General features: G+C 68.8%; 25 protein-coding genes and 1 pseudogene. 17 read left to right on the plus strand and 9 right to left on the minus strand.

Going from position 1 to position 26,858, the window contains the following annotated elements:
- Window positions 1–195, plus strand: a pseudogene (locus AC06FE_RS17095) (transaldolase); the annotation flags it as partial.
- A 170-nt stretch (window positions 196–365) separates the two neighbouring features.
- On the opposite strand, the gene AC06FE_RS17100 reads toward AC06FE_RS17095, so the two are convergent.
- Genes AC06FE_RS17100 through AC06FE_RS17115 form a run of 4 tightly spaced genes read right to left on the minus strand, consistent with a single transcriptional unit; the run spans window position 366 to window position 2,509 of the window.
- Window positions 366–875 (minus strand): flavodoxin family protein, encoded by a 510-nt coding sequence (locus AC06FE_RS17100; RefSeq protein ID WP_478073725.1) that lies wholly within the window; start codon window positions 873–875, stop codon window positions 366–368.
- Window positions 876–878: 3 nt separating this feature from the next.
- Complete coding sequence (gene msrA, locus AC06FE_RS17105; protein WP_446541958.1) at window positions 879–1,529, minus strand: peptide-methionine (S)-S-oxide reductase MsrA; 651 nt, start codon at window positions 1,527–1,529, stop codon at window positions 879–881.
- Window positions 1,530–1,560: 31 nt separating this feature from the next.
- Window positions 1,561–1,827, minus strand: coding sequence for a putative signal transducing protein (locus tag AC06FE_RS17110; RefSeq protein WP_192286636.1), 267 nt, complete (start codon window positions 1,825–1,827; stop codon window positions 1,561–1,563).
- Window positions 1,828–1,840: 13 nt separating this feature from the next.
- Window positions 1,841–2,509: a glutathione S-transferase family protein gene (locus AC06FE_RS17115; protein ID WP_478073726.1), complete on the minus strand. Its 669-nt coding sequence runs from the start codon at window positions 2,507–2,509 to the stop codon at window positions 1,841–1,843.
- A 102-nt stretch (window positions 2,510–2,611) separates the two neighbouring features.
- Between AC06FE_RS17115 and AC06FE_RS17120 the strand changes: the two genes are divergently transcribed.
- Entirely contained in the window at window positions 2,612–4,363 is a 1,752-nt protein-coding gene (locus tag AC06FE_RS17120; RefSeq protein ID WP_132864930.1) for a glutamine--tRNA ligase/YqeY domain fusion protein, read from the plus strand.
- Between the two features lie 78 nt (window positions 4,364–4,441).
- Here the strand turns inward: AC06FE_RS17120 and AC06FE_RS17125 are convergent, their stop codons facing one another.
- The 3 genes from AC06FE_RS17125 to AC06FE_RS17135 are packed head-to-tail and all read right to left on the minus strand — an operon-like array spanning window position 4,442 to window position 7,576.
- Entirely contained in the window at window positions 4,442–5,518 is a 1,077-nt protein-coding gene (locus AC06FE_RS17125; protein ID WP_132864931.1) for an ABC transporter substrate-binding protein, read from the minus strand.
- The gene (locus tag AC06FE_RS17130; protein WP_478073727.1) at window positions 5,515–6,900 is read right to left on the minus strand and encodes a sensor histidine kinase N-terminal domain-containing protein; all 1,386 of its coding nucleotides are present in this window, start codon (window positions 6,898–6,900) and stop codon (window positions 5,515–5,517) included. Before AC06FE_RS17130 ends, AC06FE_RS17125 begins: the two co-directional genes overlap by 4 nt.
- Window positions 6,887–7,576 (minus strand): response regulator, encoded by a 690-nt coding sequence (locus tag AC06FE_RS17135; RefSeq protein ID WP_478073728.1) that lies wholly within the window; start codon window positions 7,574–7,576, stop codon window positions 6,887–6,889. Before AC06FE_RS17135 ends, AC06FE_RS17130 begins: the two co-directional genes overlap by 14 nt.
- A 222-nt stretch (window positions 7,577–7,798) precedes the next feature.
- Here AC06FE_RS17135 and AC06FE_RS17140 point away from each other — a divergent pair, with 222 nt between their 5' ends.
- The 10 genes from AC06FE_RS17140 (at window position 7,799) to AC06FE_RS17185 (ending at window position 18,291) form a co-directional block, all read left to right on the plus strand.
- Complete coding sequence (locus tag AC06FE_RS17140; protein ID WP_478073785.1) at window positions 7,799–8,944, plus strand: OprO/OprP family phosphate-selective porin; 1,146 nt, start codon at window positions 7,799–7,801, stop codon at window positions 8,942–8,944.
- 31 nt (window positions 8,945–8,975) lie between these two features.
- Window positions 8,976–10,313 carry a CitMHS family transporter gene (locus tag AC06FE_RS17145; RefSeq protein WP_478073786.1) on the plus strand — a complete coding sequence of 446 codons (1,338 nt, stop codon included), beginning with the start codon at window positions 8,976–8,978 and terminating at the stop codon, window positions 10,311–10,313.
- A 31-nt stretch (window positions 10,314–10,344) separates the two neighbouring features.
- On the plus strand, window positions 10,345–11,085 hold the full coding sequence (gene phbB, locus AC06FE_RS17150) for an acetoacetyl-CoA reductase (protein WP_192286640.1): 741 nt from the start codon (window positions 10,345–10,347) through the stop codon (window positions 11,083–11,085).
- 185 nt (window positions 11,086–11,270) lie between these two features.
- The gene (locus tag AC06FE_RS17155; protein WP_478073729.1) at window positions 11,271–13,583 is read left to right on the plus strand and encodes a TonB-dependent receptor; all 2,313 of its coding nucleotides are present in this window, start codon (window positions 11,271–11,273) and stop codon (window positions 13,581–13,583) included.
- Between the two features lie 203 nt (window positions 13,584–13,786).
- The gene (locus AC06FE_RS17160) at window positions 13,787–14,347 is read left to right on the plus strand and encodes a nucleoside deaminase (protein ID WP_313252633.1); all 561 of its coding nucleotides are present in this window, start codon (window positions 13,787–13,789) and stop codon (window positions 14,345–14,347) included.
- Between the two features lie 131 nt (window positions 14,348–14,478).
- Window positions 14,479–15,528 (plus strand): 23S rRNA (cytidine(2498)-2'-O)-methyltransferase RlmM, encoded by a 1,050-nt coding sequence (gene rlmM / locus AC06FE_RS17165; protein WP_478073730.1) that lies wholly within the window; start codon window positions 14,479–14,481, stop codon window positions 15,526–15,528.
- Between the two features lie 90 nt (window positions 15,529–15,618).
- Entirely contained in the window at window positions 15,619–15,999 is a 381-nt protein-coding gene (locus AC06FE_RS17170) for a hypothetical protein (RefSeq protein WP_478073731.1), read from the plus strand.
- A gap of 112 nt (window positions 16,000–16,111) precedes the next feature.
- Window positions 16,112–17,026: an SMP-30/gluconolactonase/LRE family protein gene (locus AC06FE_RS17175; protein ID WP_478073787.1), complete on the plus strand. Its 915-nt coding sequence runs from the start codon at window positions 16,112–16,114 to the stop codon at window positions 17,024–17,026.
- Window positions 17,027–17,057: 31 nt separating this feature from the next.
- Complete coding sequence (locus tag AC06FE_RS17180; protein WP_192286645.1) at window positions 17,058–17,780, plus strand: hypothetical protein; 723 nt, start codon at window positions 17,058–17,060, stop codon at window positions 17,778–17,780.
- Between the two features lie 106 nt (window positions 17,781–17,886).
- On the plus strand, window positions 17,887–18,291 hold the full coding sequence (locus AC06FE_RS17185) for an EF-hand domain-containing protein (RefSeq protein WP_132864940.1): 405 nt from the start codon (window positions 17,887–17,889) through the stop codon (window positions 18,289–18,291).
- 110 nt (window positions 18,292–18,401) lie between these two features.
- Here AC06FE_RS17185 and AC06FE_RS17190 read toward each other — a convergent pair whose 3' ends face one another.
- Both AC06FE_RS17190 and ubiH read right to left on the minus strand, forming a co-directional pair.
- Window positions 18,402–19,580: a UbiH/UbiF family hydroxylase gene (locus tag AC06FE_RS17190; protein ID WP_478073732.1), complete on the minus strand. Its 1,179-nt coding sequence runs from the start codon at window positions 19,578–19,580 to the stop codon at window positions 18,402–18,404.
- On the minus strand, window positions 19,577–20,788 hold the full coding sequence (gene ubiH / locus AC06FE_RS17195; RefSeq protein WP_478073733.1) for a 2-octaprenyl-6-methoxyphenyl hydroxylase: 1,212 nt from the start codon (window positions 20,786–20,788) through the stop codon (window positions 19,577–19,579). Before ubiH ends, AC06FE_RS17190 begins: the two co-directional genes overlap by 4 nt.
- A 115-nt stretch (window positions 20,789–20,903) precedes the next feature.
- On the opposite strand from ubiH, the gene AC06FE_RS17200 reads away from it, so the two are divergent.
- The 5 genes from AC06FE_RS17200 (at window position 20,904) to AC06FE_RS17220 (ending at window position 26,855) form a co-directional block, all read left to right on the plus strand.
- Window positions 20,904–21,485, plus strand: coding sequence for a hypothetical protein (locus AC06FE_RS17200; RefSeq protein WP_478073734.1), 582 nt, complete (start codon window positions 20,904–20,906; stop codon window positions 21,483–21,485).
- A 13-nt stretch (window positions 21,486–21,498) separates the two neighbouring features.
- The gene (locus AC06FE_RS17205; protein WP_192286649.1) at window positions 21,499–22,053 is read left to right on the plus strand and encodes a cob(I)yrinic acid a,c-diamide adenosyltransferase; all 555 of its coding nucleotides are present in this window, start codon (window positions 21,499–21,501) and stop codon (window positions 22,051–22,053) included.
- A 62-nt stretch (window positions 22,054–22,115) separates the two neighbouring features.
- Window positions 22,116–23,039, plus strand: a complete 924-nt coding sequence (locus AC06FE_RS17210) for a histone deacetylase family protein (protein WP_132864945.1) — start codon at window positions 22,116–22,118, stop codon at window positions 23,037–23,039.
- A 97-nt stretch (window positions 23,040–23,136) separates the two neighbouring features.
- Window positions 23,137–25,509 carry an LPS-assembly protein LptD gene (lptD, locus tag AC06FE_RS17215; RefSeq protein ID WP_192286651.1) on the plus strand — a complete coding sequence of 791 codons (2,373 nt, stop codon included), beginning with the start codon at window positions 23,137–23,139 and terminating at the stop codon, window positions 25,507–25,509.
- Entirely contained in the window at window positions 25,506–26,855 is a 1,350-nt protein-coding gene (locus tag AC06FE_RS17220) for a peptidylprolyl isomerase (protein ID WP_192286652.1), read from the plus strand. Before lptD ends, AC06FE_RS17220 begins: the two co-directional genes overlap by 4 nt.
- The last annotated feature ends 3 nt before the right edge of the window (window positions 26,856–26,858 follow it).

A 26,858-nucleotide genomic window follows, 5' to 3' on the forward strand; every position in this document is an offset into this window, starting at 1 on the left:
ACCGGCGAACTGCCGCGCAAGCTGGTGGCCCGTGCGGCCGAAGCCGTCGACGTGGCTGCCATCGATGAAGCCAGGTTCGACGCCGACCTGGCCGCCGACCCGATGGCCACCGAGAAGCTGGCCACCGGCATCGACGCGTTCGCCAAGGACCTGCAGACACTGCGCCAGCGCATAGCCGACGAACTGGCGAAGTAAGCAGACCCACACGTAGTACCAGCAAACCTCCCTTCTCCCCTGCAGGGGAGAAGGTGCCCCGAAGGGGCGGATGAGGGCGTTTCTGCGTCGCCTTAACGCTTGCGCGCTTCCAAAGCGCCCTCACCCCAACCCCTCTCCCGCCGTGCGGGAGAGGGGCTTGAGCAAAGAAGCTAGAACACGCCCAGCTCCAGGCCCGCCGCCAGCAACGCACCGAGCTCGCGGCCGCGCGCCAGCGCAGAGGCCGGCACCTGCTTGGCCGCCAGAATCGCCTCCGCCGTCTGTGCCTGCGTACACACCAGCACCGGCTCGGCCACCTCCTTCAGGCGCAGCCCCAACGCTATCCGCCGCAACTGCGCGATCGTTGGCTGCCCGTCCGAACCGGCACACACCAGCAGCGCATACGGTTTGCCTTCGCAGCGCCCCAGCAACGGGTAATAGCTGCGGTCGAAGAAGTCCTTCATCGCCCCGCTCATCGAGGCCAGCGTCTCGGGCGTGGCGAACACCACTGCATCGGCCGCCAGCACATCCGCCGCGCCGGCATCGGCCGCACGCAACGCACTCACTTCCACGGCATCATCCGTCGCCGCGCGTGCACCTTCCAGCAACGCACCGACCATGGCCTCGGTCGCACCGGTGAAGCTGTGCCACACCACCAGCAGACGCCGCGGCGTGGCCCCCATCGCTCAGACGTCCAGCCCGATCGGGCAGCTCACGCCGGTGCCACCGATGCCGCAATAGCCGTTCGGGTTCTTGGCCAGGTATTGCTGGTGGTAGTCCTCGGCGTAGAAGAACGCCGGTGCCGGATAGGCGATCTCGGTGGTGATCGGCCCGTAGCCGGCCGCTTCCAGCTGCTGCTGGTAGGCCGCGCGGCTGGCGATGGCCGCGTCGTACTGCGCCTGCGTATGGCAGTAGATCGCCGAGCGGTACTGGGTGCCGGTGTCGTTGCCCTGGCGCATGCCCTGGGTAGGGTCGTGGTTCTCCCAGAACGTGCGCAGCACGGTCTCCAGGGGCACCTGTGCGGGGTCGAACACGACACGCACGACCTCGGTGTGGCCCGTGAGCCCGGAGCAGACCTCCTCGTAGGTCGGGTTGGGGGTGAGCCCGCCCTGGTAGCCCACCGCGGTGGTCACCACGCCCGGCAGCTGCCAGAACTTGCGCTCGGCACCCCAGAAGCAGCCCAGGCCCACGTCCAGTACCTGCAACCCGGCCAGATCGCCCTGCAACGGCTGGCCGTTGACGAAATGCACGTTGTGCAGCGGCAGCGGGGCCTCGCGCCCCGGCAACGCCTCTTCCGGGCGCGGCAGGCGCTGCTTGAACGCACCGATACCCAGCAAACCTTGGCCGATTCCCAACATGGTCAGTTCCTCAGGCCGGGAGCAGTCCCGGCGCCTCATCTGCATCGGAAATGGGGTCGCCCGGGCCCTCGTCCAAGGCCAGTGCGGCCACGATGTCCTCGGCCTGCGGCTGGGCCGAATCCGGCACGCAGACGCGCAGCAGGCCGAACAGCGGCAGTTCGCCGCCGGCGCCCAGCAGCGACTCGCCGAACACGAACGCCGGGATGCCGGCGTCCTCCAGCGCGTGCTTGACCAGATGGGCGTCGAACAGGTTGTTGGTCTGGTAGATCTGCTGCATCAGTGTTCTCCCTTCACAGCGGCACGCGCAGTGCATCGGTGGCGGCCAGTCGCTCGGTTTCCGCCGCGCCGGCCTGACGCCATTCGCGCAGCGCCGGCAAGGCCAGCAACGCGCGATGGTACGGTTCCGCACCGCCATCCACGGGCACCCCGTAGCCATCGAAACGTACCGCCACCGGTGCAAACATCGCATCAACGATGCCGAACTGCCCGAACAGGAAGTCACCGCCGGTACCGTAGGTCCCGCGCAGTTCGGCCCACAGCGCGCAGATCCGGCCGATGTCGGCCTGGGCCGCGGCATCCCAGCGGTAGCCGTCCGGCTGCCGCCGGCTGTTCATTGGCAACTGGGTGCGCAGGGCGGTGAAACCTGAATGCATCTCGGCCGCCGCCGCCCGCGCCACGGCCCGCTGGGCCGGGTCGGACGGCCAACCACGCCCGTCCAGCCAACGCTCGTTGGCGTACTCGCAGATGGCCAGCGAGTCCCACACGTGCAGGCCGCCGTCACGCAGGGCCGGCACCTTGCCGGTCGGCGAGTGACGCAGGGCCTGGCGGGTGAAATCCGGGCTGTCCAGCGCCAGCCGCACCTCGTCGAAGGCCACGCCGAAATGGCGCAGCAGCAGCCACGGGCGCAGCGACCAGGACGAGTAGTTCTTGTTGCCTATCACCAGAACGGGGCGGTCCATCGTTACGGTCCACGGGGCGGGAACCCCCAGCATAGCCCCGTCCCGGCAGCCGAGGCCGGGCTCGGCTAAACTTGCGGCTTATTTCAATACGTTGCGTCCCCCATGTCCGAGAACACGCCTGCCGCCGGTGCCACGCCGGAGAACGCTCCCGCCGAGAAGCGCGACTTCATCCGCCAGATCGTCCGCGAGGACCTGGCCAGCGGCAAGCACACGGCCATCAAGACCCGCTTCCCGCCCGAGCCCAACGGCTACCTGCACATCGGCCATGCCAAGTCGATCTGCCTGAACTTCGGCATCGCCGGCGAGTTCAGCGGCGTGTGCAACCTGCGCTTCGACGACACCAACCCGGCCAAGGAAGACCCCGAGTACGTCAACGCCATCCAGGACGACGTGCGCTGGCTGGGCTTCGAGTGGAACGAGCTGCGCCATGCCTCGGACTACTTCGATGCCTACTACCTGGCCGCGCAGAAGCTGATCCGCGACGGCAAGGCCTATGTCTGCGACCTGTCGGCCGAGGAAGTGCGCGCCTACCGTGGCAGCCTCACCGAACCGGGCCGCCCGTCGCCGTACCGCGAGCGCAGCGTCGAGGAGAACCTGGACCTGTTCGCGCGCATGCGTGCCGGCGAGTTCCCCGATGGCGCCCGCACCCTGCGCGCCAAGATCGACATGGCCAGCGGCAACATCAACCTGCGCGACCCGGCGATCTACCGCATCAAGCACGTCGAGCACCAGAACACCGGCGATGCCTGGCCGATCTACCCGATGTACGACTTCGCGCATGCGCTGGGCGATTCGCTGGAAGGCATCACCCATTCGCTGTGCACGCTGGAGTTCGAGGACCACCGCCCGCTGTACGACTGGTGCGTGGACAACGTCGACTTCGCCCACGACAACGCGCTGACCCAGCCGCTGGTCGACAAGGGCCTGCCGCGTGAAGCCGCCAAGCCGCGCCAGATCGAGTTCTCGCGCCTGAACATCAACTACACGGTGATGAGCAAGCGCAAGCTGATGGCGCTGGTCACCGAGCAGCTGGTCGACGGCTGGGACGACCCGCGCATGCCGACCCTGCAGGGCCTGCGCCGCCGCGGCTACACCCCGGCGGCGATGCGCCTGTTCGCCGAACGCGTGGGCATCTCCAAGCAGAACTCGATGATCGACTTCAGCGTGCTGGAAGGCGCACTGCGCGAGGACCTGGACAGTGCCGCCGCACGCCGCATGGCGGTGATCGATCCGGTCAAGCTGGTGCTCACCAACCTGCCCGAAGGCCATGAAGAAACCCTGACCTTCAGCAACCATCCGAAGGACGAAAGCTTCGGCACCCGCGAAGTACCGTTCGCACGCGAGCTGTGGATCGAACGCGAGGATTTCGCCGAAGTCCCGCCGAAGGGCTGGAAGCGGCTGGTACCGGGCGGCGAAGTGCGCCTGCGCGGCGCCGGCATCGCCCGCGTCGATGAGGTGGTGAAGAACGACGCCGGTCAGATCGTCGAGCTGCGCGGCTGGCTGGACCCGGAATCGCGTCCGGGCATGGAAGGCGCCAACCGCAAGGTCAAGGGCACCATCCACTGGGTCAGCGCCCGGCACGCGGTGGAAGCGGAAGTGCGCCTGTACGACCGCTTGTTCTCGGTCGCCGACCCGGACGATGAATCCGAAGGCAAGACCTACCGCGATTACCTCAACCCGGAATCGCGCAAGGTCGTCACCGGCTATGTCGAGCCGGCCGCCGCCATTGCCGCGCCCGAGCAGGCCTTCCAGTTCGAGCGTACCGGCTACTTCGTCGCCGACCGCCGCGACCACACGGCCGGCAAGCCGGTGTTCAACCGCAGCGTGACCCTGCGCGATACCTGGGCGGGCTGATCCAACGCCGCTGCAATGAAAACGCCGGGCAATGCCCGGCGTTCTTGTTTTCCCCTCCTGGCCGTCGCTGGCTGCACGCTACCGCTGCACGTCGACAGCCTGCGGCTGACCTGCGGGTTCCACGCTGCTGCGCCAGGCATCCAGGAACTGCCGCCGCTTGAGCGCGTCCAGGTACACCAGCAGGCCCGGCCCCAACTGGATCGGCCGGCGGTTGCGGCCGGGCGTGCCATCGCGCCCTGCCGCACCCACGATCGGCATCAGCCGCGCCTCGCGTGAGAGCACCAGCTGTCCGCGCGGGGACAGCAGGTAATCCAGGAAGCTGCGTGCCTCGGCCGGGTTGCGGCTGCTGCGCGGGATCATCGCCGTGCGCAGCACCACCAGCGTGTAGTCCTCCGGCTCGACGATACCCAGCGGCGCACCGGCATCGATGCGTGCCTGCGCATACGACCCCAGCACGTTGTAGGCCAGCGACAATTCGCCGCTGCTGACCTTGTCCAGCAGCACGCCGGTGCGCTCCTCGCGGACCACCGCGTTGTCCCCCAGCGCCCCCAGCAAGGCGCCGGCGATGCTGCCGCGATGCGCGTCCTGGGTGGCCAGCAGGTACCCCACGCTGCTGCGTTCGATGTCATAGGTACCGACCTTGCCGCGCAACGGCGCGCCTTCACCGCGCAGCAGCGCCAGCAACTGCCGGCGGGTATGCGGGACCCGTGCCGGCGGCAGCGCGCGGGTGTTGTAGACGATGGTCACCGGCTCGTAGCTGATGCCATAGGCTTCGTGCCGCCACTGTGCCCAGGCCGGCACCGCGTCGGTCCACACCGACTGGTGCGGCAGCGCATGACCGTCATTGACCAGTTGCGTCTGCAGGTCCATGCCGCTGGAAATCAACAGGTCCGGCCCGTTCGGGCCCTTGCCGGTGCGCAGGAAACGCGCATGCAGGTCCTGGGTGATGATGTCCTCGTAAATCACCTCGGTGCCCGGATGCAGGCGCTGGTAGTCGGCGATCACCCGCGCGAACACCTCGATATCGGTGGTGCCGTGGATGCGCAGCTGTGCGGTGGCCGCGCCCTTGGCCGGGAAGCGTTGCACATCCCCCGGCGCGGCCCGGGCCGGCAGCACCAACAGGCAGCACAACATCATGATCAACAGGGACTTCATGCATTGCTCCTGGGCAGGTGCAGGGTGGCGACCAGGCCGCCTTCCGACCGGTTGGCCAGATCGATCCTGCCGCCATGGCTGTCGATCACCCGCTTGACGATGGCCAGGCCCAGCCCGGCGCCGCCGGCCGGCGCGTGCTCGCCGCGGCCAAAGCGCTCGAACACCCGCTCGGCGTCGGCCGCCGCGATGCCCGGGCCGTGGTCGGCGATGGTCAGCACCGCATCGGCCGCCTCCACGGTCAACGCGATCTGCAGCGCGCCGGCACCGCCGTACTTCACCGCGTTGTCGATCAGGTTCTTGATGGCCTCGCGCAGCAGCAGGGCGTCGCCGTTGACCGACACCACCGCGTTGGTCATCGCCAGCTGCACCCGCGGCGCCGGGCCCGCCTGCGGCAAGGCCTCGTGCAGGGCCTGGTGCACGACGTCGGCCAGGTCCACCGTGGCGAAGCTGCGCAAGTGCGAACGGTGGATCACGCTGGCATCGCTGAGCAGCTGGTTGAGCAGGCGGCTCATGTGGGTGGCGTTGCGCTCGATCGCCTGCAGGCTGCGCCGCATCTCCTGCGGGTCGTCCTCGTCCAGCGCCAGCTGCGCCTGCGCGCGCAAGGCGGCCAAGGGCGTGCGCATCTGGTGCGCGGCGTCGGCCATGAACGCACGCAGGGTCTCGTTGCTGCTGGACAGGCGCTCCATGAAATGATTCAGCGCACCGACCATCTGGTCCATCTCGCGTGGCACCCGCGCGTCCAGCGGCTTCAGGTCCGACGGCTCGCGCCGCGACAACTCGCGCTCCACCCGCACCAGCGGGCGGAACGCGCGGTGCACGCCGAACGCGACCAGCGCCAGGGCAAGTGCCGACAGCACCCCGATCGCCAGCAGCGCGCGGTTGACCATCTCCTGTGCCAGCGCCTCGCGGGCACGGCGGGTCTGCCCCACCTGCACCTCCACTTCGCCCTGCGCCGAGGCGGCGGCAAAACTGCGCGCGACCACCACGAAGCGCACCGTCTCGCCGCTGTAGGCGGCATCGAACAGCTGCGGCCGGCCATCGGCGAGCTGCGGCGATGCCGGCAGGTCCGGGTAGCCGGTGATCAGCGCACCACGGCTATCGGCGATGCGATAGAACACGCGGTCCTCCTCGGCCATCGACAGCAGGTCCAGCGCTGCATACGGCAGGTCCACCTGCCATTGCCCGTCCACCAGCGCCACCGAATCGGCGATGGACAGCGCCGAGGACACCAGCAGGTGGTCATAGGAGCGGTTGGCGGCGCGCTGCCCGTACTCGCGCGCGGCGAACAGCAACACCACCGCGAACACCGCCAGCAGGCCGCCGAGGTACAGCAGCAGCGTGCGCCGCAGCGAACCCGGCGCGCGCTCCTCAGTCATCGCCATCCACCGCGCCCTCGCCGGGCTCCAGCAGGTAGCCCACGCCACGCACGGTGGTGATGCGCAACGGCGCGCCGGCCAGCTTGCGGCGCAGGCGACCGATGTACAGCTCGATCGCATTGGGCCCGGCCTCGTCATCAAAACCGAACAGGCCATTGCCGATCTCGTCCTTGCTCACCACCTGCCCGAGCCGCCCGACCAGGATCTCCAGCAGGCGGTACTCGCGGTTCGGCAGCTCGATCGGCTCGCCATCGACGCTGACGCGATGGGCCGCATTGTCGAACTGGAAGCTGCCCACCTGCACCACCTCGCTGGCATTGCCGCGGGCACGACGCAGCAGCACCCGGCAGCGCGCCTCGAACTCGCGGAAATCAAACGGCTTGCCGAGGTAGTCATCGGCGCCCACGTCCAGGGCCTGCACGCGGTCCTCGATGCCATCGCGCGCGGTCAGCATCAGCACCGGGGTGCTGTCGCCGCGCTCGCGCATGCCGGCCAGCACGCGCAGGCCGTCGAGCTTGGGCAGGCCGATGTCCAGCACCACCAGGTCGAAACTCTGGTAGCGCAGCACGCTGGCCGCGCTCAGGCCGTCGGACTGCCAGTCCACCGCATGCCCGCTGCGGCGCATGCGACGGATGATCGCATCGGCCAGGTCCGGGTTGTCTTCGACCAGCAACAGGCGCATGGGCAGGAGCAGCAGGAAGGTGCGGGCATGCTAACGCGCCGCCCCCCGTCCACGCAGCAGGAATGCCACCGCGCTGCGCCGCACAAGGCGCTGACAGGCGGATGACAGCTTGGCCGCACCAGACTCTGATCCAACGCACCATCCGGTGCCCACGCCGCGCGCCTGGCGCGCAACCTGGGAGGGTTTGTGGCAAACAACAACACGTGGCGGCAACGCGCCGCCGTGCTGGCGCTGGCTGCCTGCACGGCACCGGCCCTGGCCGCCGACGGCGAGGACGACGGCCCGGTCACCGCCACGCTCGGCGGCCGCCTGCACCTGGACTTCGCCAGCTTCGACAACGACCCGCGCGGCACCCCGAACAAGGACGACACCGAGGTCCGTCGCGCATGGGTCGACGTATCCGGCCGCTTCTTCGCGGTCGACTACAAGCTGGAAGCCGATTTCTCCGGCGACCGCGTCGAGGCCAAGGACGTCTACGTCAGCCGCGGCTTCGGCAATGCCGGCAAGCTCACCGTGGGCCAGTTCAAGCAGTACTACTCGCTGGACGACCGCACCAGTTCCAACTACGGACCGCTGCTGGAGCGTGGCAATGCCGCCACCACGCTGGCGCCGCTGTATCGCCTGGGCGCGTCGTGGCAGGCCAACCCGGGCGATTTCACCTGGGCGGCCAGCATCTACAGCCTGGAGAGCATCGACGCCTGGCAGGTGAAGGGCCGCGCGGCCGGCGGCCGCGTCACCTGGGCCCCGGCGCCGCAGGCAGGCGATGTGTTGCACCTGGGCCTGTCGCTGGCGCGCGAGGCCTATGACAATCCCGGTGCCAACGGCGTGCCGGCGCTGCGCATCCGTCCGCGCCCGGCCGGCCACCTGTCCGATGAAAGCCGCTTGACCCTGGTCAGCTTCGCCGACGGCCGCGACACCGACGTCAACAAATGGTCGCTGGAGTATGCGCAGGTGCGCGGCTCCTGGTCGTGGCAGGGCGAATTCAGCGGCGCCACCTTCGATGACGGTGCGCAACGCGGCAACGTGATGGCCGGCTACGGCCTGGTCAGCTGGTTCGTCACCGGCGAGACCCGCGCGTATGACCGCAAGACCGGCCGTTTCGCGCGCATCAAGGACATCCACCACACCGCCGGCGCGTTCGAGCTGGCCCTGCGCTACGACCAGATGCGCGGCGCGCAGCATCTGGACGGCCAGCCCGACCTGCGCCGCGGCAGCACCGAGGCATGGACGCTGGGCGGCAACTGGTACCTGCGCGACAACCTGCGCTTCATGCTCAACCTGATCGAAAGCCGCAACCGCGACCGCCTGGCCGGCGCCACCGTCGACCGCACCCGCGCGGTCACCGGCCGGCTGCAGTTCGACTTCTGATCCCCTTTCCCACGTCCTGACCCTTAGGAGTCTGCAGATGATGCTGACCATCCTCGGCTTCGGCATGGTGCTCACGTTCATGTACCTCATCATGAGCAAGCGCCTGTCGCCGCTGGTAGCCCTGATCACCGTCCCCATCGTGTTCGCCCTGATCGGCGGCTTCGGCCACGGGCTGGACGAAATGATGCTCGAGGGCATCAAGAAGATCGCGCCCACCGGCGTGATGCTGATGTTCGCCATCCTGTACTTCGGGGTGATGATCGATGCCGGCCTGTTCGATCCGCTGGTGCGGATCATCCTGCGCGTGGTCAAGGGCGATCCCTTGAAGATCGTGATGGGCACGGCGGTGCTGGCGATGCTGATCTCGCTCGACGGCGACGGCTCGACCACCTACATGATCACCGTCTCGGCGATGCTGCCGCTGTACCGGCGGCTGGGCATGAACGCGCTGAACATGACCTGCGTGACCATCCTCGCCGGCGGCGTGATGAACCTCACCCCCTGGGGCGGGCCGACCGCACGTGCGGCCACCGCCCTGCACGTGGACCCGGCCGACGTGTTCGTACCGATGATCCCGTCGATGGTGCTGGCCTGCGCCGGCATCCTCGCGCTGGCCTGGTACCTGGGCATCAGCGAGCGTCGCCGCCTGGGCGTGGTCAGCCTGCCGGAGGGCGGCAACTGGATGGACACCAGCGTCTCGGACGACGGCGATGCCCTGCCGACCGTGGAGGATGCCGAGGACACCAAGCGCCCGCGCCTGCTGTGGGTCAACTTCGCGCTGACGCTGGCGCTGATGGCCGCGCTGGTGATCGGGCTGTTGCCGATGCCGGTGTTGTTCATGGTCGGCTTCGCCATCGCGCTGGTGATCAACTACCCGAACCTGGCCGAGCAGCGCCGTCGCGTGGTCAACCACGCCGGCAACGTGCTGTCGGTGGTGTCGCTGATCTTCGCCGCGGGCATCTTCACCGGCATCCTCTCCAACACCGGCATGGTCGAGGCGATGTCACGCAGCTTCCTGGCGGTGATCCCCGACGCCTGGGGTCCGTACCTGGCGGTGATCACCGGGCTGGCGTCGATGCCGTTCACCTTCTTCATGTCCAACGACGCCTTCTACTTCGGCGTGCTGCCGATCCTGTCCGAAGCGGCGGGCCACTACGGCATCACCCCGGTGGAGATGGCCCGTGCCTCGCTGGCCGGCCAGCCGGTGCACCTGCTCAGCCCGTTGGTGCCGTCCACCTACCTGCTGGTGGGCCTTGCCAAGGTCGATTTCGCCGACCACCAGAAGTTCACCCTGAAGTGGGCGGTGCTGATCTCGTTGGTGCTGATGATCGGCAGCCTGCTGCTGGGCCTGTACCCGCTGGCCGCCTGATCGGCCCCCTGCCCTCGAAACGGAGCTCACCATGACTCTTCGCATCGCCTACGTCACCAGCGGCATGGGCAGTGTCGGCACCGCCATCTGCCAGAGCCTGGCCCGTGCCGGCCATACCGTGGTCGCCGGTTGCGCGCCCAATTCCCCACGCAAGGCCAACTGGTTGCGCGAGCAACGCGAGCAGGGCTTCGACTTCATCGCCTCCGAGGGCAACGCCACCGACTGGGCTTCGACCAGCGCGGCGTTCGCCAAGGTGCGCGCCGAGGTCGGCGAGATCGACGTGCTGGTCAACAACGCCGGCGGCAGCCGCGACGTGCTGTTCCGGCAGATGAGCCCGGAAGACTGGAACGCGGTGATCGCCTCCAACGTCAACGCCCTGTTCAACATCACCAAGCAGGTGGTCGAAGGCATGAGCCAGCGTGGCTGGGGCCGCATCATCAACATCGGCTCGGTCAGCGCGCACAAGGGCCAGATCGGGCAGGTGAACTACGCCACCGCCAAGGCCGCGATGCACGGGTTCACCCGCGCCCTGGCCGCCGAAGTCGCCGCGCGCGGCGTCACCGTCAACACGCTCTCGCCGGGCTACATCGCCAGCCAGGCGATCAGCAGCTTCCCGCCGGACGTGCTCGACCGGCTGGCCGCCTCGGTGCCGGTGCGTCGCCTTGGCCGCCCGGAGGAAGTCGCCGCGCTGTGCACCTGGCTGGCATCGGATGACGCGGCCTACGTGACCGGCGCCGACTATGCGGTCAACGGCGGACTGCACATGGACTGATCCTGCTTCATTGCCCCCCGGCACGCCGCGCTGCTCCTCAGCGCGGCATTTTTTCTGCATGTTCATGGACTGCGGAAGTGACGCATCGCGCGTTCACCGCGCTGCCGTAAACAAGCTTTCATGTTGGTTTTCCATAGTGGCCGCGCACCTGTTTCACCGCGCCCTCCCCCACGCCACGGACCGACATGCAGACCCGACACCTGAGCCTTGCCATCCTTGCCGCGCTGACTTCCGCGCCGCTGTACGCCGCCACCCCCGAGGACGTGGGCGAACGCACCGACGCCACCGCGGCAACCGCCGCCAGCGCCAGCGCGCAGACCCTGGACGCGGTCTCGGTGATCGGACGCGGCGAAACCCGCCAGGTGCAACGCATCAGCGAAGTCGACAAGCTGGTGCTGCCGCCCGGCAGCAGTGGCCAGAAGATCCTCGACCGCCTGCCCGGTGTCTCGGTGCAGTCCAACGACGCCTTCGGCGCCAACGATGAATCACAGACCATCAGCCTGCGTGGCTTCGACAAGAATCGCCTGGGCTATACGCTGGACGGCATCCCGCTCGGCGACAACAGCTACGGCAACTACAACGGGCTGAGCATCGCCCGCGCCATCATCGGCGAGAACCTGGCCGGTGCCGAGCTGGCGCAGGGCATCGGCTCGCTGGGCGTTGCCTCCACCAGCAACCTGGGCGGCACCATCCAGTACTTCTCCAGCGACCCCTCCAGCGTGTTCGGTGGCCGCGCCAGCATCACCATGGGCGAGGACAACCAGCGCCGCGGCTACCTGCGCGTGGACACCGGTGAATACAACGGCTTTGCCGCCTACGTGTCCGGCGTGCACCAGGACGCGGACATGTGGGCCGCACCCTACCAGAACCAGACCACCCGACAGTTCAATGCCAAGGCGGTGTGGAATGTCGGCGACCATCGCTTCGGTGCATTCGTCGCCACCTCGCGGGTGAGCCAGGCCAACTACGCCTACCTGTCCAAGAGCATGCTCGAGCGCGGCCTGGGCTGGGACTGGAACATCTATGCCCCGGATTGGGACCGCGCGGTCGCCGCCGCCTACTGCGCCCCGGCCACCTTCAACGCCGACCGTTGTGCGTTCGTCGATGGCGTCAGGAGCATCGACGATGCGTACTACCAGAGCCGCGCCCTGCGCGATGACAACCTGTACGCGATCGACGCCGACCTGCGCGTGGCCGAGCAGGGCCGCCTGAAGCTGCTCGCCTACCACCACGAGAACCGTGGCCAGGGCCATTGGTGGGCACCGGGCCAGCCCTCCTATCCGGGCACCGACAAGATGCTGCCCATCTCCATTCGCAGCACCAACTACACCATCAACCGCCAGGGCGTGACCGCCGCACTGTCCTGGACGCTGGGTATCCACGAGCTGGAAGCCGGGCTGTGGTGGGAACAGAACGACCACAACGTCGAGCGCAACTTCTACTACATCAGCGGCCCGTTCCTGGACGACACCTACCTCAACCACCCGGACCGCCGCCTGTTCGACCAGGACTACGACATCCGCACGCGCCAGTTCTACGTGCAGGACCGCATGCGCTTCATGGACGACCGCCTGGTCGTGGACCTGGGCATCAAGAGCCCGAACACGCGGATGCGCGCCGTCGCCAGGCCGGGCACCGAGACCAAGCTCGCCTCCGGCACCCTGACCGCCAAGGAATCGGTGCTGCCGCAGGCCGGCATCGGCTTCAAGCTCACCCCGAACAACGAGCTGTTCGCCTCGTATGCGGAGAACATCGCCGCCTTCGTCGGTGGCGGCAGCGGCGGCCCGCTGCAGGTGTCGCCGGAATCGTTCGCCGCCAGCGCCGGGCTGGAGCCGGAGAAGTCCAGGACGCTGGAAGCCGGCTTCCGCACCTTCGGCGAGAGGTACCAGGCCTCGCTTGCCGCCTACGCGGTGAAGTTCGACAACCGCCTGCTCTCGCTCAACCCGTGTTCGAGCATCGAAGTCGGCACCCGCCCGGAATGCGTCACCCGTTTCATCAACGTCGGTTCGGTGAAGAGCCACGGCGCGGAGCTGACCTTCATCCTAAAGCCCGTCGATGGCCTGCAGTGGTACAACGCGCTGTCGTGGAACAAGTCCACCTACGAGGACGACTACCTCTCCGGCGGCCAGGTGGTGCCGGTGGCCGGCAAGATCACTGTCGATACGCCGCAGCGGATGGCCTCCAGCGAACTGAGCTGGAACCGCGACGGCTGGTTCGCCAGCCTGCGCGGCAAGTACACCGGCAAGCGCTACTACACCTACACCAACGACCAGTCGGTGCCGGGCGTGACCACCTTCGACGCCGGCTTCGGCTACACCTTCGGCCCCGGACTGGGCCTGCAGGACCTGAAGGTGTCGATGAACGTGACCAACCTGACCAACAAGCGTTACGCCGGCCAGCTCAGCGCGTTCGCCCCGACCGACCCGACCGGCACCCGCTACGCCATCCACGCCAGCGCGCCGCGCCAGGTGTTCATGACGCTCAGCGCCGGGTTCTAGGCCAAACGACCAGCCGGCAGACGGCCCGGCCTGAATCCCCTCCCTTCTGCGCCGCAGAAGGGAGGGTTGCGGCGGGAACACGCCCGAGCCGCCCACGCGGCAGCCCCGCTCCCCTCGGATGAACAGCCCCCGGCCCCGTCGGTGAGCCCCCGGCCCCAGTCCTATACACTGGCCGCCGTTTTTGCCTCTGGTTGGTCATCGTCATGCTTCACGCGCAGGTTCACCTCACCCTTCCCGTCTGGATCCACGACGCCGTCGATTGCGACCGCGCGTATACCGGCGACGAGGCCAAGGTGGCCCTGGCCGTGGAGCTGTCGCGGCTGAACGTCGAGCACGGCACCGGCGGCCCGTTCGGTGCGGTGGTGTTCGGCCCGGATGACAGGGTCATCGCCGCGGCCGTGAACCGCGTGGTGCCGCACGCCACCTCGCTGGCGCATGCCGAGAACATGGCCTACATGCTGGCCCAGCAGAAGCTCAACACGCCGCGCCTGAACGCGCTGCTGGCCCCCATCACCCTGGCCACCTCCTCGCAGCCCTGCTGCCAGTGCTATGGCGCCACTGTGTGGGCCGGCATCGACCGCCTGTTGATCGGCGCCAGCGCCGCCGACGTGGAAGCGCTCACCCCGTTCGATGAAGGCCCGCTGCCGGCCAACTGGGTCGGCGAGCTGAACAAGCGCGGCATCGAGGTCGTGCAGGGCCTGCAGCGTGACGCCGCACGCGCGGTACTGGCCCACTACGGCCAGAACGAAGGCGCACGCTACTGATTCCCGACGCCCCGCTCCCACCGGATGCGGGGTTGCGATGAACCGCTGACGCGACCTGCCAGCAGCGTCGCCAGTGCCTTCGCCCACCGCTGCACCACCGCCACTCCACCTGCCCTCCACCAAGGACTTCCATGACCGGCCTGCTGTGCTACTGCCGCCAGGGTTTTGAACCCGAACTCGCTGGCGAGTTGAACGAACGCGCCGGCGCGGCGGGCATCGCCGGCTACGCGCGCACGCAGCGCAACGACGGCTACGTGGTGTTCGTCACCGACCAGGCCGCCGAACTGGACCAGCGCCTGGCATGGCGCGAGCTGATCTTCGCGCGCCAGAAACTGCGCGTGCTGGCCGAGTTGCCGCAGCTGGACCCGTCCGACCGGATCACCCCGATCATCGCCGCACTGGAAGGCCAGGCGCGTTTCGGTGACCTGTGGGTCGAGCACCCCGATTCGGATGCCGGCAAGCCGCTGGCCGGGTTGGCACGCAGCTTCGGCAACGCGCTGCGCCCGGCGCTGCGTAAGGCCGGCCTGCTCACCGACAAAACCAACACCAAGCTGCCGCGCCTGCACGTGGTGTTCGTCGACGGCACCCATGCCTTCGTCAGCGTCGCCGACACGCGGGACAGCGCACCGTGGCTGCTCGGCATCCCGCGCCTGAAGCTGCTGCCCGACGCGCCCTCGCGTTCGGCCCTGAAGCTGGAAGAGGCGCTGATGACCCTGCTCACCCCGGAAGAACGGGAGGCGCTGGTCAAGCCGGGCATGCGCGCGGCCGACCTCGGCGCGGCACCGGGCGGCTGGACCTGGGTGCTGACCCGCCAGCACGTCCAGGTGCTGAGCATCGACAACGGCCCGTTGCGCCAGCACGTGCTCGATACCGGGCTGGTCGAACACCTGCGCGCCGACGGCTTCCATTGGCAGCCGGAAACCCCGCTGGACTGGATGGTCTGCGACATGGTCGAACAACCCCGCCGCGTCGCCGAGCGCATGGCCACCTGGCTGCGCCAGGGCTGGTGCCGGCACGCCATCTTCAACCTCAAGCTGCCGATGAAGAAGCGCTGGGACGAAACCCGCCTGTGCCTGGACCTGTTCGCCGAGCAGGCCGGCAAGCCGCTGACCCTGCGCGCCAAGCAGCTGTACCACGACCGCGAGGAAATCACGGTCTTCGTCACGCCCGCCTCGCGCTGAGCGGCGCGGGCCCGACCCGCCTGCCACCCCGAACAGGCGGGCGAGCACCCAGCGGCTACCATGGCGGCGTGCCCTGAAACGGAGTCCGCCATGTTGCGTTCGTTCCTGTTGCTCGTCGCCCTGCTCGCCGGCAGCGCCTGCAGCGCCCCGGCCACCACACATCCGCCCGTCACGGCGCCCACGCCGTCCCCCCAGGCAACGGCGGTGGTGGTCGACCAGAGCTGCCGCACCGATGCCGACTGCACGGTGAAGGATGTCGGCAATTGCTGCGGCTATTACCCGGCCTGCGTCAACGTCAACAGCCCCACCGACCCGAAGGGCGTGCAGGCCAGCTGCCAGGCACGCGGCATGATGAGCGTCTGCGGCTTCAGGGAGATCAGCGGCTGCAGCTGCGTGCAGGGCAAGTGCGCCGCCCGGGAGGCCGAGGCCGGTTCACTGCGGCGGCCACTGCAGATGGACGGCCAACGCTGAGCGGGAATGCCGCGCGGTTGCCTCCGCAACCACCGCCCGCGTGCACGACGTGCTCTGGCACACTGCCCCGGACCGTGAACCCGAGGATGCCGCCATCGCCCGCCCTGCCCGCCTGTCCCGCGTCGTTGCTTCCCTGAGCCTGCTGCTGGCCGGCAGCGCCTGCGCCGCCGCGCCGTTCCTCGTGCACGACCATGTGGGCGACGGCGTGTTCACCGCCGGCATCGAGGGCCCGGCCACCGGCCCGGACGGCGCGCTGTACGTGGTCAACATCGGCAAGGACGGCACTGTCGGCCGGGTCAACGCAGACGGCATCGCGGAGACCTTCCTCACCCTGCCCACGGGCAGCGTGGGCAACGGCATCCGCTTCGGCGCCGATGGCCGCATGTTCATCGCCGACTACGCCGGCCACAACGTGCTGCAGGTGGACCCGTCCACGCGCGCGGTCACGGTGTTCGCGCACCTGCCCGATGCCCACCAGCCCAACGACATCGCGCGGGCACCGGATGGCACGCTGTACGCCAGCGACCCGGACTGGGCACGCCCGGACAACGGCCAGCTGTGGCGGATCGACCGCGACGGCACCGTGCACCTGCTCGAACGCGGCATGGGCACCACCAACGGCGTGGAAGTCAGCCCGGACGGCGCCCGGCTGTACGTCAACGAAAGCGTGCAACGCAACGTATGGGTCTACGACCGCGCCGCCGACGGCAGCATCGCCAACAAGCGCCTGCTGGTCCGCTTCGCCGACCATGGCATGGACGGCATGCGCTGCGACGTGGACGGCAACCTCTACATCGCCCGCTACGACGCCGGCGTGGTCGCGATCGTGTCCCCGGCCGGCGAGCTGCTGCGCGAGGTGCCACTCACCGGCCGCAAGCCGACCAACGTGGCCTTTGGCGGCACTGACGGCCGCCAGGTCTTCGTGACCCTGCAGGACCGCGGCGCGGTGGAAACCTTCCTGGCCGAGCGACCCGGGCGTGAATACGGCGGGGCACCGCTCCAGTCTCAGCCTGTGCCATCGCGATAAGGCATCCTGTAGTCCTTCCGGGAGGACCACGATGCAAGCAATCGAACTGAAGGATCCGGCGGCGTTCGGCAATGAATTCCTGCGGCTGACGCTGCTGCAGGGCTTCCAGTCGCTGACCAAGCGTGACCTGGAACTGTTGATCTTCGTGCTGCTCGAACGCGACGGCAGCATCGACCGCAGCGAATCCAATGCCGCGGTGGCGCTGCGCCTGCGGGTCACCCCGGCCAAGGTCAAGGGACTGCGCCGCGACGGCTACGCCCGCTGGCGGGCGCTGGTGCCCGAGGAGGGCGAGGCCGCGCTGCAGCGCATCGTCGCCGGCGTGCTGACCGAAGCCAACCTGCGCTCGGGCGCCAAACACGTCAGCGAACGCAGCCGCAAGGAAGGCTTCCTGGCCATCCGCATCGAGCACCCGGATGACGCGCAGCAGTTCGAGCAGGCGATCCTCGACGTCGGCGCGATCCCGGTCTACGAGCGCAACCGTGAGGTGGTGGCGGTGCGTTTCGACACGCTGGTGCAGATCGCCGAGCGCTGGAACTACCTGCAGCCCGATCCCCAGGCCACGCTGGCGGCATTGAAGAAGCTGGCGCCGGCCTCCGAAGAGGTCGCCGACCTGCTGAAGAAGGACGTCAAGCAGCTGCGCTGGGACGACGCACGCCGCGCACTCAACAGCCTCGGCGCAAAGGCGGTCAGCTCCACCGTCGAAGGCGGCCTGCGCGGGCTGCTGAAGCTGGTGTTCCCCTTCATTCCGGGCTGAGCGGCCGGCATCGGGTTCACCGGCCCGCACCTGCGGGCTACCATCACCGCGGCGGCGCGCGTCCCGCGCGTGCCGGTTGCCTTTCCTGGATCACGTGAGCCGTTTGATGACCTGCCCGTTTCCCGCCCGCCTTGCCCTGTCGCTGTTGCTGGGCGCTGGCACCTTCGCCGCGTTTGCCCAGCAGCGCCCTGCCCCGGCCGTCAGCACGCCGCTGACCGAAGTGCCGGTCAACGTGCGCGAACAGCCGCTGTCCAGTGGCCGTGTCACCCATGCCGTGCAGGTGCGTACCGAACCCGGCCAGGCCCCGGTGACGATCCGCTCGATCCAGCCGGACACCGTGGCCGGCAACTACCGCATTGATTTCACCGCGCTGGACCTCGATGGCGATGGCTTCATCAGCCGCGCCGAAGCACAGGCCAACCCGGCGCTGGCCGATGAGTTCAATGCGCTGGACACGGCCCGTCGCGGCAAGCTGTCACGCGAACAGCTCGCCGGCTGGCTGAAACCGTAGCCGCGCCCCTGAGCGTGAGGCGGGCCATCGGACCGTCCCCGGGGTTCGCGGCCGAGAGGAAATCCCTGCGCGCTGCCTGTTGTCTATCGGCTTCGCGGCCGAGGCCGCGCCTACAGGCCCGAGGCGCGCTTCCAGAACAGTGACAACAACGGCGGCATCCTGCCGGCCATGCCCAGCAGGGCGCCACGGGCCAACGTCAGGTGCATCTCGTCGTTGGAGAACACCTTGTTGATCGCATCGAAGCTGTAGGCGGCCACGGTGTTCTCGCTGCGCCGCGTGCGCGCCCAGCGTTGCAGGCGGTGCGGCGTACTCCACTCCTGGCGACGTTGCCGGGCATCACGCACCAGCTCACGCAGGCCAGCCACGTCGCGCAGGCCCAGGTTCACGCCCTGCCCGGCCAGCGGGTGCACCACGTGCGCGGCATCACCCAACGTCAGCACGCGCCCGGCGACATAGCCCTTGGCCAACTGCCGGCGCAACGGGAACGCGGCGCGCGGTGAGGCCACCTTCATCTGCCCCAGCCGGCCGGCGAAGGCGTTGGTCAACTCCCGCTCGAACGCCGCATCCTCCAGCGCCAGCACCCGTTCGGCCTCGGCATCGGGCAAGGTCCATACGATCGAGCTGCGGTACTTGTCGTAGGGCAGCACCGCGAGCGGGCCGGTATCAAGGAAACGCTGCCAGGCCGTTGCTTCGTTCGGCCGCTCGCTGTCGATGTAGCCCACCACGCCGCGCTGGCCGTAGTCGTGCCGGCTCACGTCCAGCCCGGCCAACGTGCGCAGGGTGGATTCGGCCCCATCGGCGGCAATGGCAATGGCCGCCTCGATGCGGCGGCCATCGTCCAGGCGCAGGCGCACGCTGCCGGCGTCCTGTTCCATTTCCACCACCTTGGCCGGGCAGTGCACCTGCACGCCGGCGGCCGGCAGCGCCGCCCACAGGCGGTCCACCAGCAGGCCGTTCTCGACGATCCAGCCCAGCTCGCGCCGGCCCAGCGTGTCCGCATCGAAGGTCAGGTCACCGCCGCCGCCCGCGTCCCATACGCGCATGCGCCGGTAGGCGCAGACATGCCCACGCTCGACCTGCGACCAGACCCCCAGCGCATCCAGCAGCGCCGCGTTGTCGGCGGCGAAGGCGAACACGCGCAGGTCCGGCCGCTGCGCCGACCACGGCGGCGGCTCGCGACCTTCCACCAGCGCCACCTGCAGGCCTTCCTTCGCCAATGCCAGCGCACAGGCACCGCCCACCACGCCACCGCCGACCACCACTGCATCCCATTGCCCGCGACGGCTCATCGCGCTTCACTCCTGCACAACTCGGGCACCTGCCCACGGAATCCCATCGCACCGCCCACCAGGAACGATTGCAGCGGCGCGGCCTGCGCGGCGGCCACCAGGCCCAGGCTGCGCAACGGCCGCATCAGTGGCGAGGCATTGCTGGTCAAGCGGGCCAGGCCGTCGGAGAAGGCCAGGGTCTGCTCGCGGTCCGGGCCGCGGCGCTGCACATAGGCCTGCAGCAGGGCATCAGCGCCCGGGTCCATTGCGCCATCGGCAATCAGTTCGGCCAGGGTCAGCGCATCGCGCAGGCCCAGGTTGAAGCCCTGCGCGCCCAGCGGATGGATGGTCTGCGCGGCATTGCCGAGCAGCAGCGCGCGTTCGCCGACCAGCTTCCTGGCCAGCACCTGGATCAACGGGTACGCACTGCGCGGCCCGCTCTCCAGCAGCCGCCCGGCGCGCCAACCCACCGCGTCCTGCAGGCGTGCCAGCCAGGCGCGCTCATCCAGGGCCAGCACCGCATCGGCCTGGTCGCTGGCCACGCCATGGACCACGCCGTAGTGGCGGTCCCCGCGCGGCAGCAGGGCGGTCGGGCCGGTATCGGTAAAGCGTTCGTAGGCACTGCCGTCCGGTGCCTTGGCCGCGCGGACGCGGGCCACGAACAGGGTCTGCGCATAGTCGTGCTCGGTCACCTCGATGCCCAGTGCTTCACGCACCGCGCTGCGGGTACCGTCGGCCCCGACCACCAGCCGGGCCCGCAGGCGACGTTCGCCGTCCGCCTCGGCGATGACCACCTCCCGGTAGCCGTCGCTGCCGGCGCCCAGCCCGACGAACCTGGCCGGGCGATAGCGGGTCAGGTGCTGCAGCTCGCCCAGCCGGGCTTCCAGTGCATCGCCAAAATCACGCGCCACCACCACCTGGCCGAACGCCTCGCGGCCGTAATCCTCCGCACGCATCACCACCCGGCCGAAATCCCCGGCGCGGCTGACATGGATGCGGCGGATCGGCCCGCCCGGGTTGCCCAGCCGCTGCATCACGCCCAGCGCGGTCAACGCGTTGACCGTGGCCGCGGCGAAACTGAGGTTGCGCTGGTCGAACACCGCCGGCAACGCCCCACCCGGCGTGGCTTCGACCAGGCCCACGTCCAGCCCCAGCCGGTCCAGCGCAATGGCCAGGCTGGCCCCGACCAGGCCACCACCCACAATCACTACGTCATGGTTCTTGCTCATCCCGCCATGATACGGGCTCACCCGCCCGCTTCGACCCCGGCCCGTCCGCCGCCGGACGCCGGTTCACCCCCAGTCCGGCTAGAATGGCCTCCTGATTAACGGGAACCGACCATCCATGACCGCCAACGTCCAACGTGCCTTCATCCTGTCCCTGCTCGTGCTGCTGATGGCCAGCACCCGCATCAACCATTTCGCGCCGATCCCCGACGCCTCCTGGGCGGTGTTCTTCATCGGCGGCTTCTACCTGCGCGACTGGACCCGCTGGGCCTTCCCGCTGCTGATGGCACTGGCGGTGGTGGTCGACTGGGCGGTGATCAGCAACCAGGGCATGAGCTTCTGGCAGCACTACTGCGTCTCGGCCGCCTACTGGATGCTGGTGCCGGCCTACTTCGCGATGTGGGCCGGCGGCATGCTGCTGCGCCGCTTCCACAAGGCTGCCAGCTGGCAGTCGCTGGGCCTGCTGGTGGCCAGCCTGGTCGGCTCGGTCGCGCTGTGCCACCTGATCGCGCAGGGCAGCTTCTACTGGATCAGCGCCTCGGTCGCCGACCCGACCGTCGCCGGCTGGGCCAAGAACTACGCCGACTGGCTGCTGCCCTACCTGCGCACCGCCGCCCTGTACACCGGCGCCGCCGCCCTGGTCCACGTCGTCGTGGAAGCCGTTGCCAAGCAGCCGGCCACCGGCCGCGTCGCCCACTGAGGGCGGCGTCGGCATGGGCAACCGTCTCTCCAGGATCTATACCCGCACCGGTGACGATGGCAGCACCGGCCTTGGCGATGGCAGCCGCACCGGCAAGGATTCGCTGCGGGTCAATGCCTACGGCACCGTCGACGAGGCCAACTCGGCCATCGGCGTGCTGCTGGCGGTCACCCTGCCCGACGACGTGCGGGCACTGCTGACCACCATCCAGCACCAGCTGTTCGACCTGGGCGGGGAGCTGTGCATCCCCGGCCACGCCGCCATCCACGCCGCCGACATCGACGCGCTGGAGCAGCATCTGGACCGCTACAACGACGACCTGCCGGCGCTGAAGGACTTCATCCTGCCGGCCGGCGGCGAAGCGGCTGCCCGCTGCCACCTGGCGCGCACCATCGTGCGCCGCGCCGAGCGCGAGACGGTGGCCCTGGCCCGCCAGGAAGACATCCGTGGCGAGGCGGTGCGCTATCTGAACCGCCTGTCCGACCTGCTGTTCGTGCTGGCCCGGGTGCTGGCCCGCGCCGACGGCCATGGTGAAGTGCTCTGGAACCACGAACGCCGGCGCGGCTGATCCCTCCTTCCCCCTCCCAGGACGCCGCGCAACGCGCGGCGCCGACGGTCCAGAGTGCGGCCATGCTGGTATTCACCCACCCCGCCTGCCTTGAACACGACCCCGGCATCGACCATCCGGAGTCCCCGGAGCGCCTGCACGCGGTGATCTCGGCGCTGCGCGCCGAATTCCCGGACCAGCTGGAATGGCGGCAGGCACCGGCGGCCAAGCTCGGCGAGCTGGCACGGGTACACAGCCGCGAACTGATCGACGACATGCTGCGCGCCCAGGTCGCCCCGCTGCGCCGCATCGACCTGGACACCTTCACCTCGCCCGGCTCGGCCAGCGCCGCCCTGCACGCCGCCGGCGCCGGGGTCGCCGCCGTGGACGCGGTGATGCTGGAGGACGACCGCCGCCACGTGTTCTGCGCGGTGCGCCCGCCCGGCCACCATGCCACCGCCGATACCGCGATGGGCTTCTGCCTGTTCAACAACATCGCCGTGGCCGCGGCCTATGCCCGCGACAAGTACGGCCTGGAACGCATCGCCATCGTCGATTTCGACGTCCACCACGGCAACGGCACCCAGGCCATCTTCGAGGCCGACCCCAAGGTGGCCTACTACAGCACCCACCAGTCGGGCCTGTTCCCGTTCTCCGGCAGCATGCGCGAGCGCGGCGTGGGCAACGTGTGCAACATCCTGCTGCCGCCGGGCAGCGGCGGCTTCCGCTTCCGCAACACTTGGGCCGACGACATGCTGCCGCAGATCGAAGCCTTCCAGCCCCAGCTGTTGTTCATTTCCGCCGGCTTCGACGCCCACATGCGCGACCCGCAGGCCGACCTGATGGTCGAGACCGAGGATTTCGGCTGGCTGACCCGTGAGCTGGTCACCCTGGCCGAGCGCCACGGCAGCGGACGGGTGGTATCGATGCTGGAGGGCGGCTACGACCTGCAGGCCCTGCGCGAATGCAGCGTCGCCCATGTCCAGGCCCTGCTGCCATCGGCCTGATGGATGAACCCGACCCGGCTCCGCCGGGTGCCCTTCATTGCCCCCATGCAGGCGATGCGGCAAGCTAGCGACCGTTTTCCCCCAGAATCCGAACCGCGTGCGCCGAGCCTTCCGCCTGCTTCCCCTGCCCCTGGGTATCGCCATCTGTCTGCCCGCGATGGCCGATGACAAGCCCGTGAACTGGGGGCTGTGCCCGGCCACCGAGTCCCTGCCCGCCTTCGAGGAGGCCCCCCAGGCCGACCCGAAAAGCGCGGCCAACCGCGAGCAGTTGCCGACTGACATCGAAGGCAACGAGCTGACCGGCACCACCGTGATCCCCGAATACCAGGGCAACGTGGTGCTCAAGCGCGGCGACCAGTTCATGGGCACCGACAGCCTGCGCCTGGACACCGAAAGCGGTAACTACATCGCCGAGGGCAACGTCCGCTATTCGGACTCCTCGATCCGCATGGTCGCCGAGCGGGCCGAAGGCAACCAGGAAACCGACACCCACAAGATCAGCAACATCCAGTACCAGCTGGTCTCGCGGCGCGGCAACGGTGGTGCCGAGTCGATCGACCTGCAGGGCTCGGTCGGCCAGATGCACCATTCCACCTACACCACCTGCGACCCCTCGCAGCCGGTGTGGAAGCTGGTGGCCCCGCAGATCGAGGTGGACAACGAGGAAGGCTTCGGCACCGCCCGCAATGCCGTGCTGCGCATCGGCAAGGTGCCGGTGCTGTACGCGCCGTGGTTCAAGTTCCCGATCGACGACCGCCGCCAGACCGGCCTGCTGTATCCCAAGCTCAGCATGTCCGGCCGCAATGGCTTCGACTACGAGCAGCCGATCTACTTCAACCTGGCACCGAACTACGACGACACGCTGAGCCCGCGCTACATGAGCAAGCGCGGCCTGATGCTGGAGAACGAGTTCCGTTACCTGTACAGCGGCGGCAAGGGCCAGCTGGAGACGGCCTACCTGCCCAACGACTCGCTGCGCGACAAGGACCGCGGGCGCATCCAGTACAGCGGGTACCACAACATCGACAGCCACTGGCAGGCCCGCGCCAACCTGGGCTGGGTCAGCGACGAGCGCTACGTGGAGGACTTCTCCAACCGCCTGCTCGGCATCACCTCGTCCAACCTGCAGAGCACCATCGGCCTGTACGGCTCCGGCCGCAGCTGGACCGCCGGGGTGATGGCCGACCACTGGCAGCTGACCGACTACACCCTGACCGAGAGCTCCTTGGCCTACAACCGTGAGCCGCGCTTCTTCGGCACCTGGGACGAGAGTTTCGGCCGCTGGTTCGAAGCTGGCGTCTACGCCGAGGCGGTGCGCTTCACCCACGACGACGTCCACCTCAAGACCCAGAACGCCGATGGCGAGTACGAACGCACCGGTGTCGTAAGGCCGATGTACGGCGGCTCGCGCCTGGACATCAAGCCCTACGTGTCGATGCCGCTGGCCGGTGCCTCCTGGTACATCACCCCGACCCTGGCCTGGCGCTACACCGCCTACCAGCTGGACCGCGGAATGGTCGCCAACGGCGCGGACCGCACCCCGACCCGCAGCCTGCCGATCACCACCGTGGACGCCGGCCTGTTCTTCGACCGCGAGACCTCGCTCGGGGGCAAGTCCTACCTGAACACGCTGGAGCCGCGGATCTTCTACCTGAACACCCCGTACCGCGAGCAGAGCAACCTGCCGCTGTTCGATACCCGTGCGTTCACCTTCAGCTGGGGCCAGCTGTTCCGCGACAGCCGCTACACCGGCGCCGACCGCCAGAACGACGCCAACCAGCTGACCACCGCCCTGACCACGCGCCTGATCCGCCAGGAGGATGGCCGCGAGAAGCTGTCGGCGAGCATTGGCCAGATCACCTACTTCGACGACTCCCGCGTCACCCTGAACAGTGGCGAGGCGCCGGTCGAGCAGGGCAACTCGGCGTGGGTGGCCGACGTCAACTGGGCGCTCACCGACCGCTGGACGCTGGGCAGCACCTACCAGTGGAACCCGAAATACGGCAAGGAAGACCTGGCCAGCGTCCGCGCCCGCTACCTGATGCCGGGCGACGGCGTGGTCAACCTGAGCTACCGCTACCGCCGCAACCCGAACAACGGTACCGACCAGCTCGAACAGGCCGACCTGTCCTTCCTGTACCCGATCAACCCCACCTGGAGCGTGGTCGGCCGCTATTACTACTCCCTGCTGGACAACAAGCCGCTGGAAATCATCGGCGGCGTGCAGTGGGACAGCTGCTGCCTGACGGTCCGCGCCCTGGCCCGTCGCTACGTCCGCAACCGCGACGGCGACCTGGACAACTCCTTCCAGATCGAGTTCGTGCTCAAGGGCCTGAGCTCGGTCGGGCAGGACACAGACCGCACCTTGCGCCGTGCTATTCTCGGCTACAACCGAGACGACCTGTACCTCGTTCCGCCGAGCAACATCGAGGCGAACGATGACGACTACGATCCGAACCAGATTCCATGACCAAGACCCTTTCTGCAGTCCTCGCCAGCGTGCTGGCGCTTTCCGGCGTGTCCGCCCCGGCCGTTGCCCAGCAGCAGCCGCTGGATCGCATCGCCGCCATCGTTGATGAGGACGTGATCCTGCAGAGTGAGCTGCAGCGGGCGGTCAACAACATCAAGGGCCAGTACGCCGGCCGCGAAGCCCAGCTGCCGCCCGAAGCGGTGCTGGAGCGCCAGGTGCTCGAGCGCCTGGTGCTGGTCAAGCTGCAGGTCGCCCGTGCCGAGGGCAGCGGCATCCGCGTCGGCGACGAGGAGCTCAACCACGCCATCGGCAGCATCGCCCAGCAGAACGGCACCACCGTGGACGGCCTGCGCCAGCGCCTGGCCCAGGACGGCATCGGCTTTACCGACTTCCGCAACTCGGTGCGTGAGGAAATCATCACCCAGCGCCTGCGCCAGAGCTTCGCGCAGAGCCGCATCAGCGTCAGCGAAGGCGAAGTGGACGCGGCCCTGGCCCAGCAGAATGCCGGCGGCGCGCAGTACCACCTGGCGCACATCCTGGTCGCCCTGCCCGAAGGCGCCAACGCCGAGCAGATCGCCACCGGCCAGAGCAAGGTGGACGGCATCAAGAACCTGCTGGACAAGGGCGAGCTGGACTTCGCCGCGGCGGCAGTGCGCTACTCCGACAGCCCCAACGCGCTGGAAAGCGGCGACCTGGGCTGGCGCAGCCTGGATGAAATCCCCAGCGCGTTCTCCAACCAGATCAAGAACATGAAGGCCGGCGACGTGCTCGGCCCGATCCGCGGCCCCAGCGGCTTCCAGCTGCTCAAGCTGGTGGAAGTGCGTGAAGCCGGGGCCGGCGGCGGCTCCGCCGCGCAGGTCACCGAGTTCCACGCCCGCCACATCCTGGTGCGCATCACCGACCAGGTGGACGAGGCGGCAGCCAAGGCCAGGATCGACACCCTGCGCGCCCGCATCGCCGGCGGCGCCGACTTCCAGGCCGTGGCCAAGGAGTCCTCCGACGATGCCAACAGCCGTGGCCAGGGCGGTGACCTGGGCTGGTTCCCGGCCGATGCCTTCGGCCCGGACTTCGGCAAGCAGATCGAAGGCGTCAGCGATGGTGGCGTGACCGCACCGTTCCGCACCGATGCCGGCTGGCACATCGTGCAGCGCGTGGGTACGCGCCAGACCGATGTCACCGACGACAACAAGCGCGCGCAGATCCGTGACCAGATCGGTCGCCGCAAGCTCGACGATGAGTACAACCGCTTCCTGCAGGAGCTGCGTGGCGATGCCTACGTCAGCTTCCGCAGCGGCGACCGCGCCGAAGGCACCGCCGAGCCGGCCGCCGAACCGGCCAAGCCGTAAGCC

Source organism: Stenotrophomonas sp. Steno-C18, from assembly GCF_056393195.1.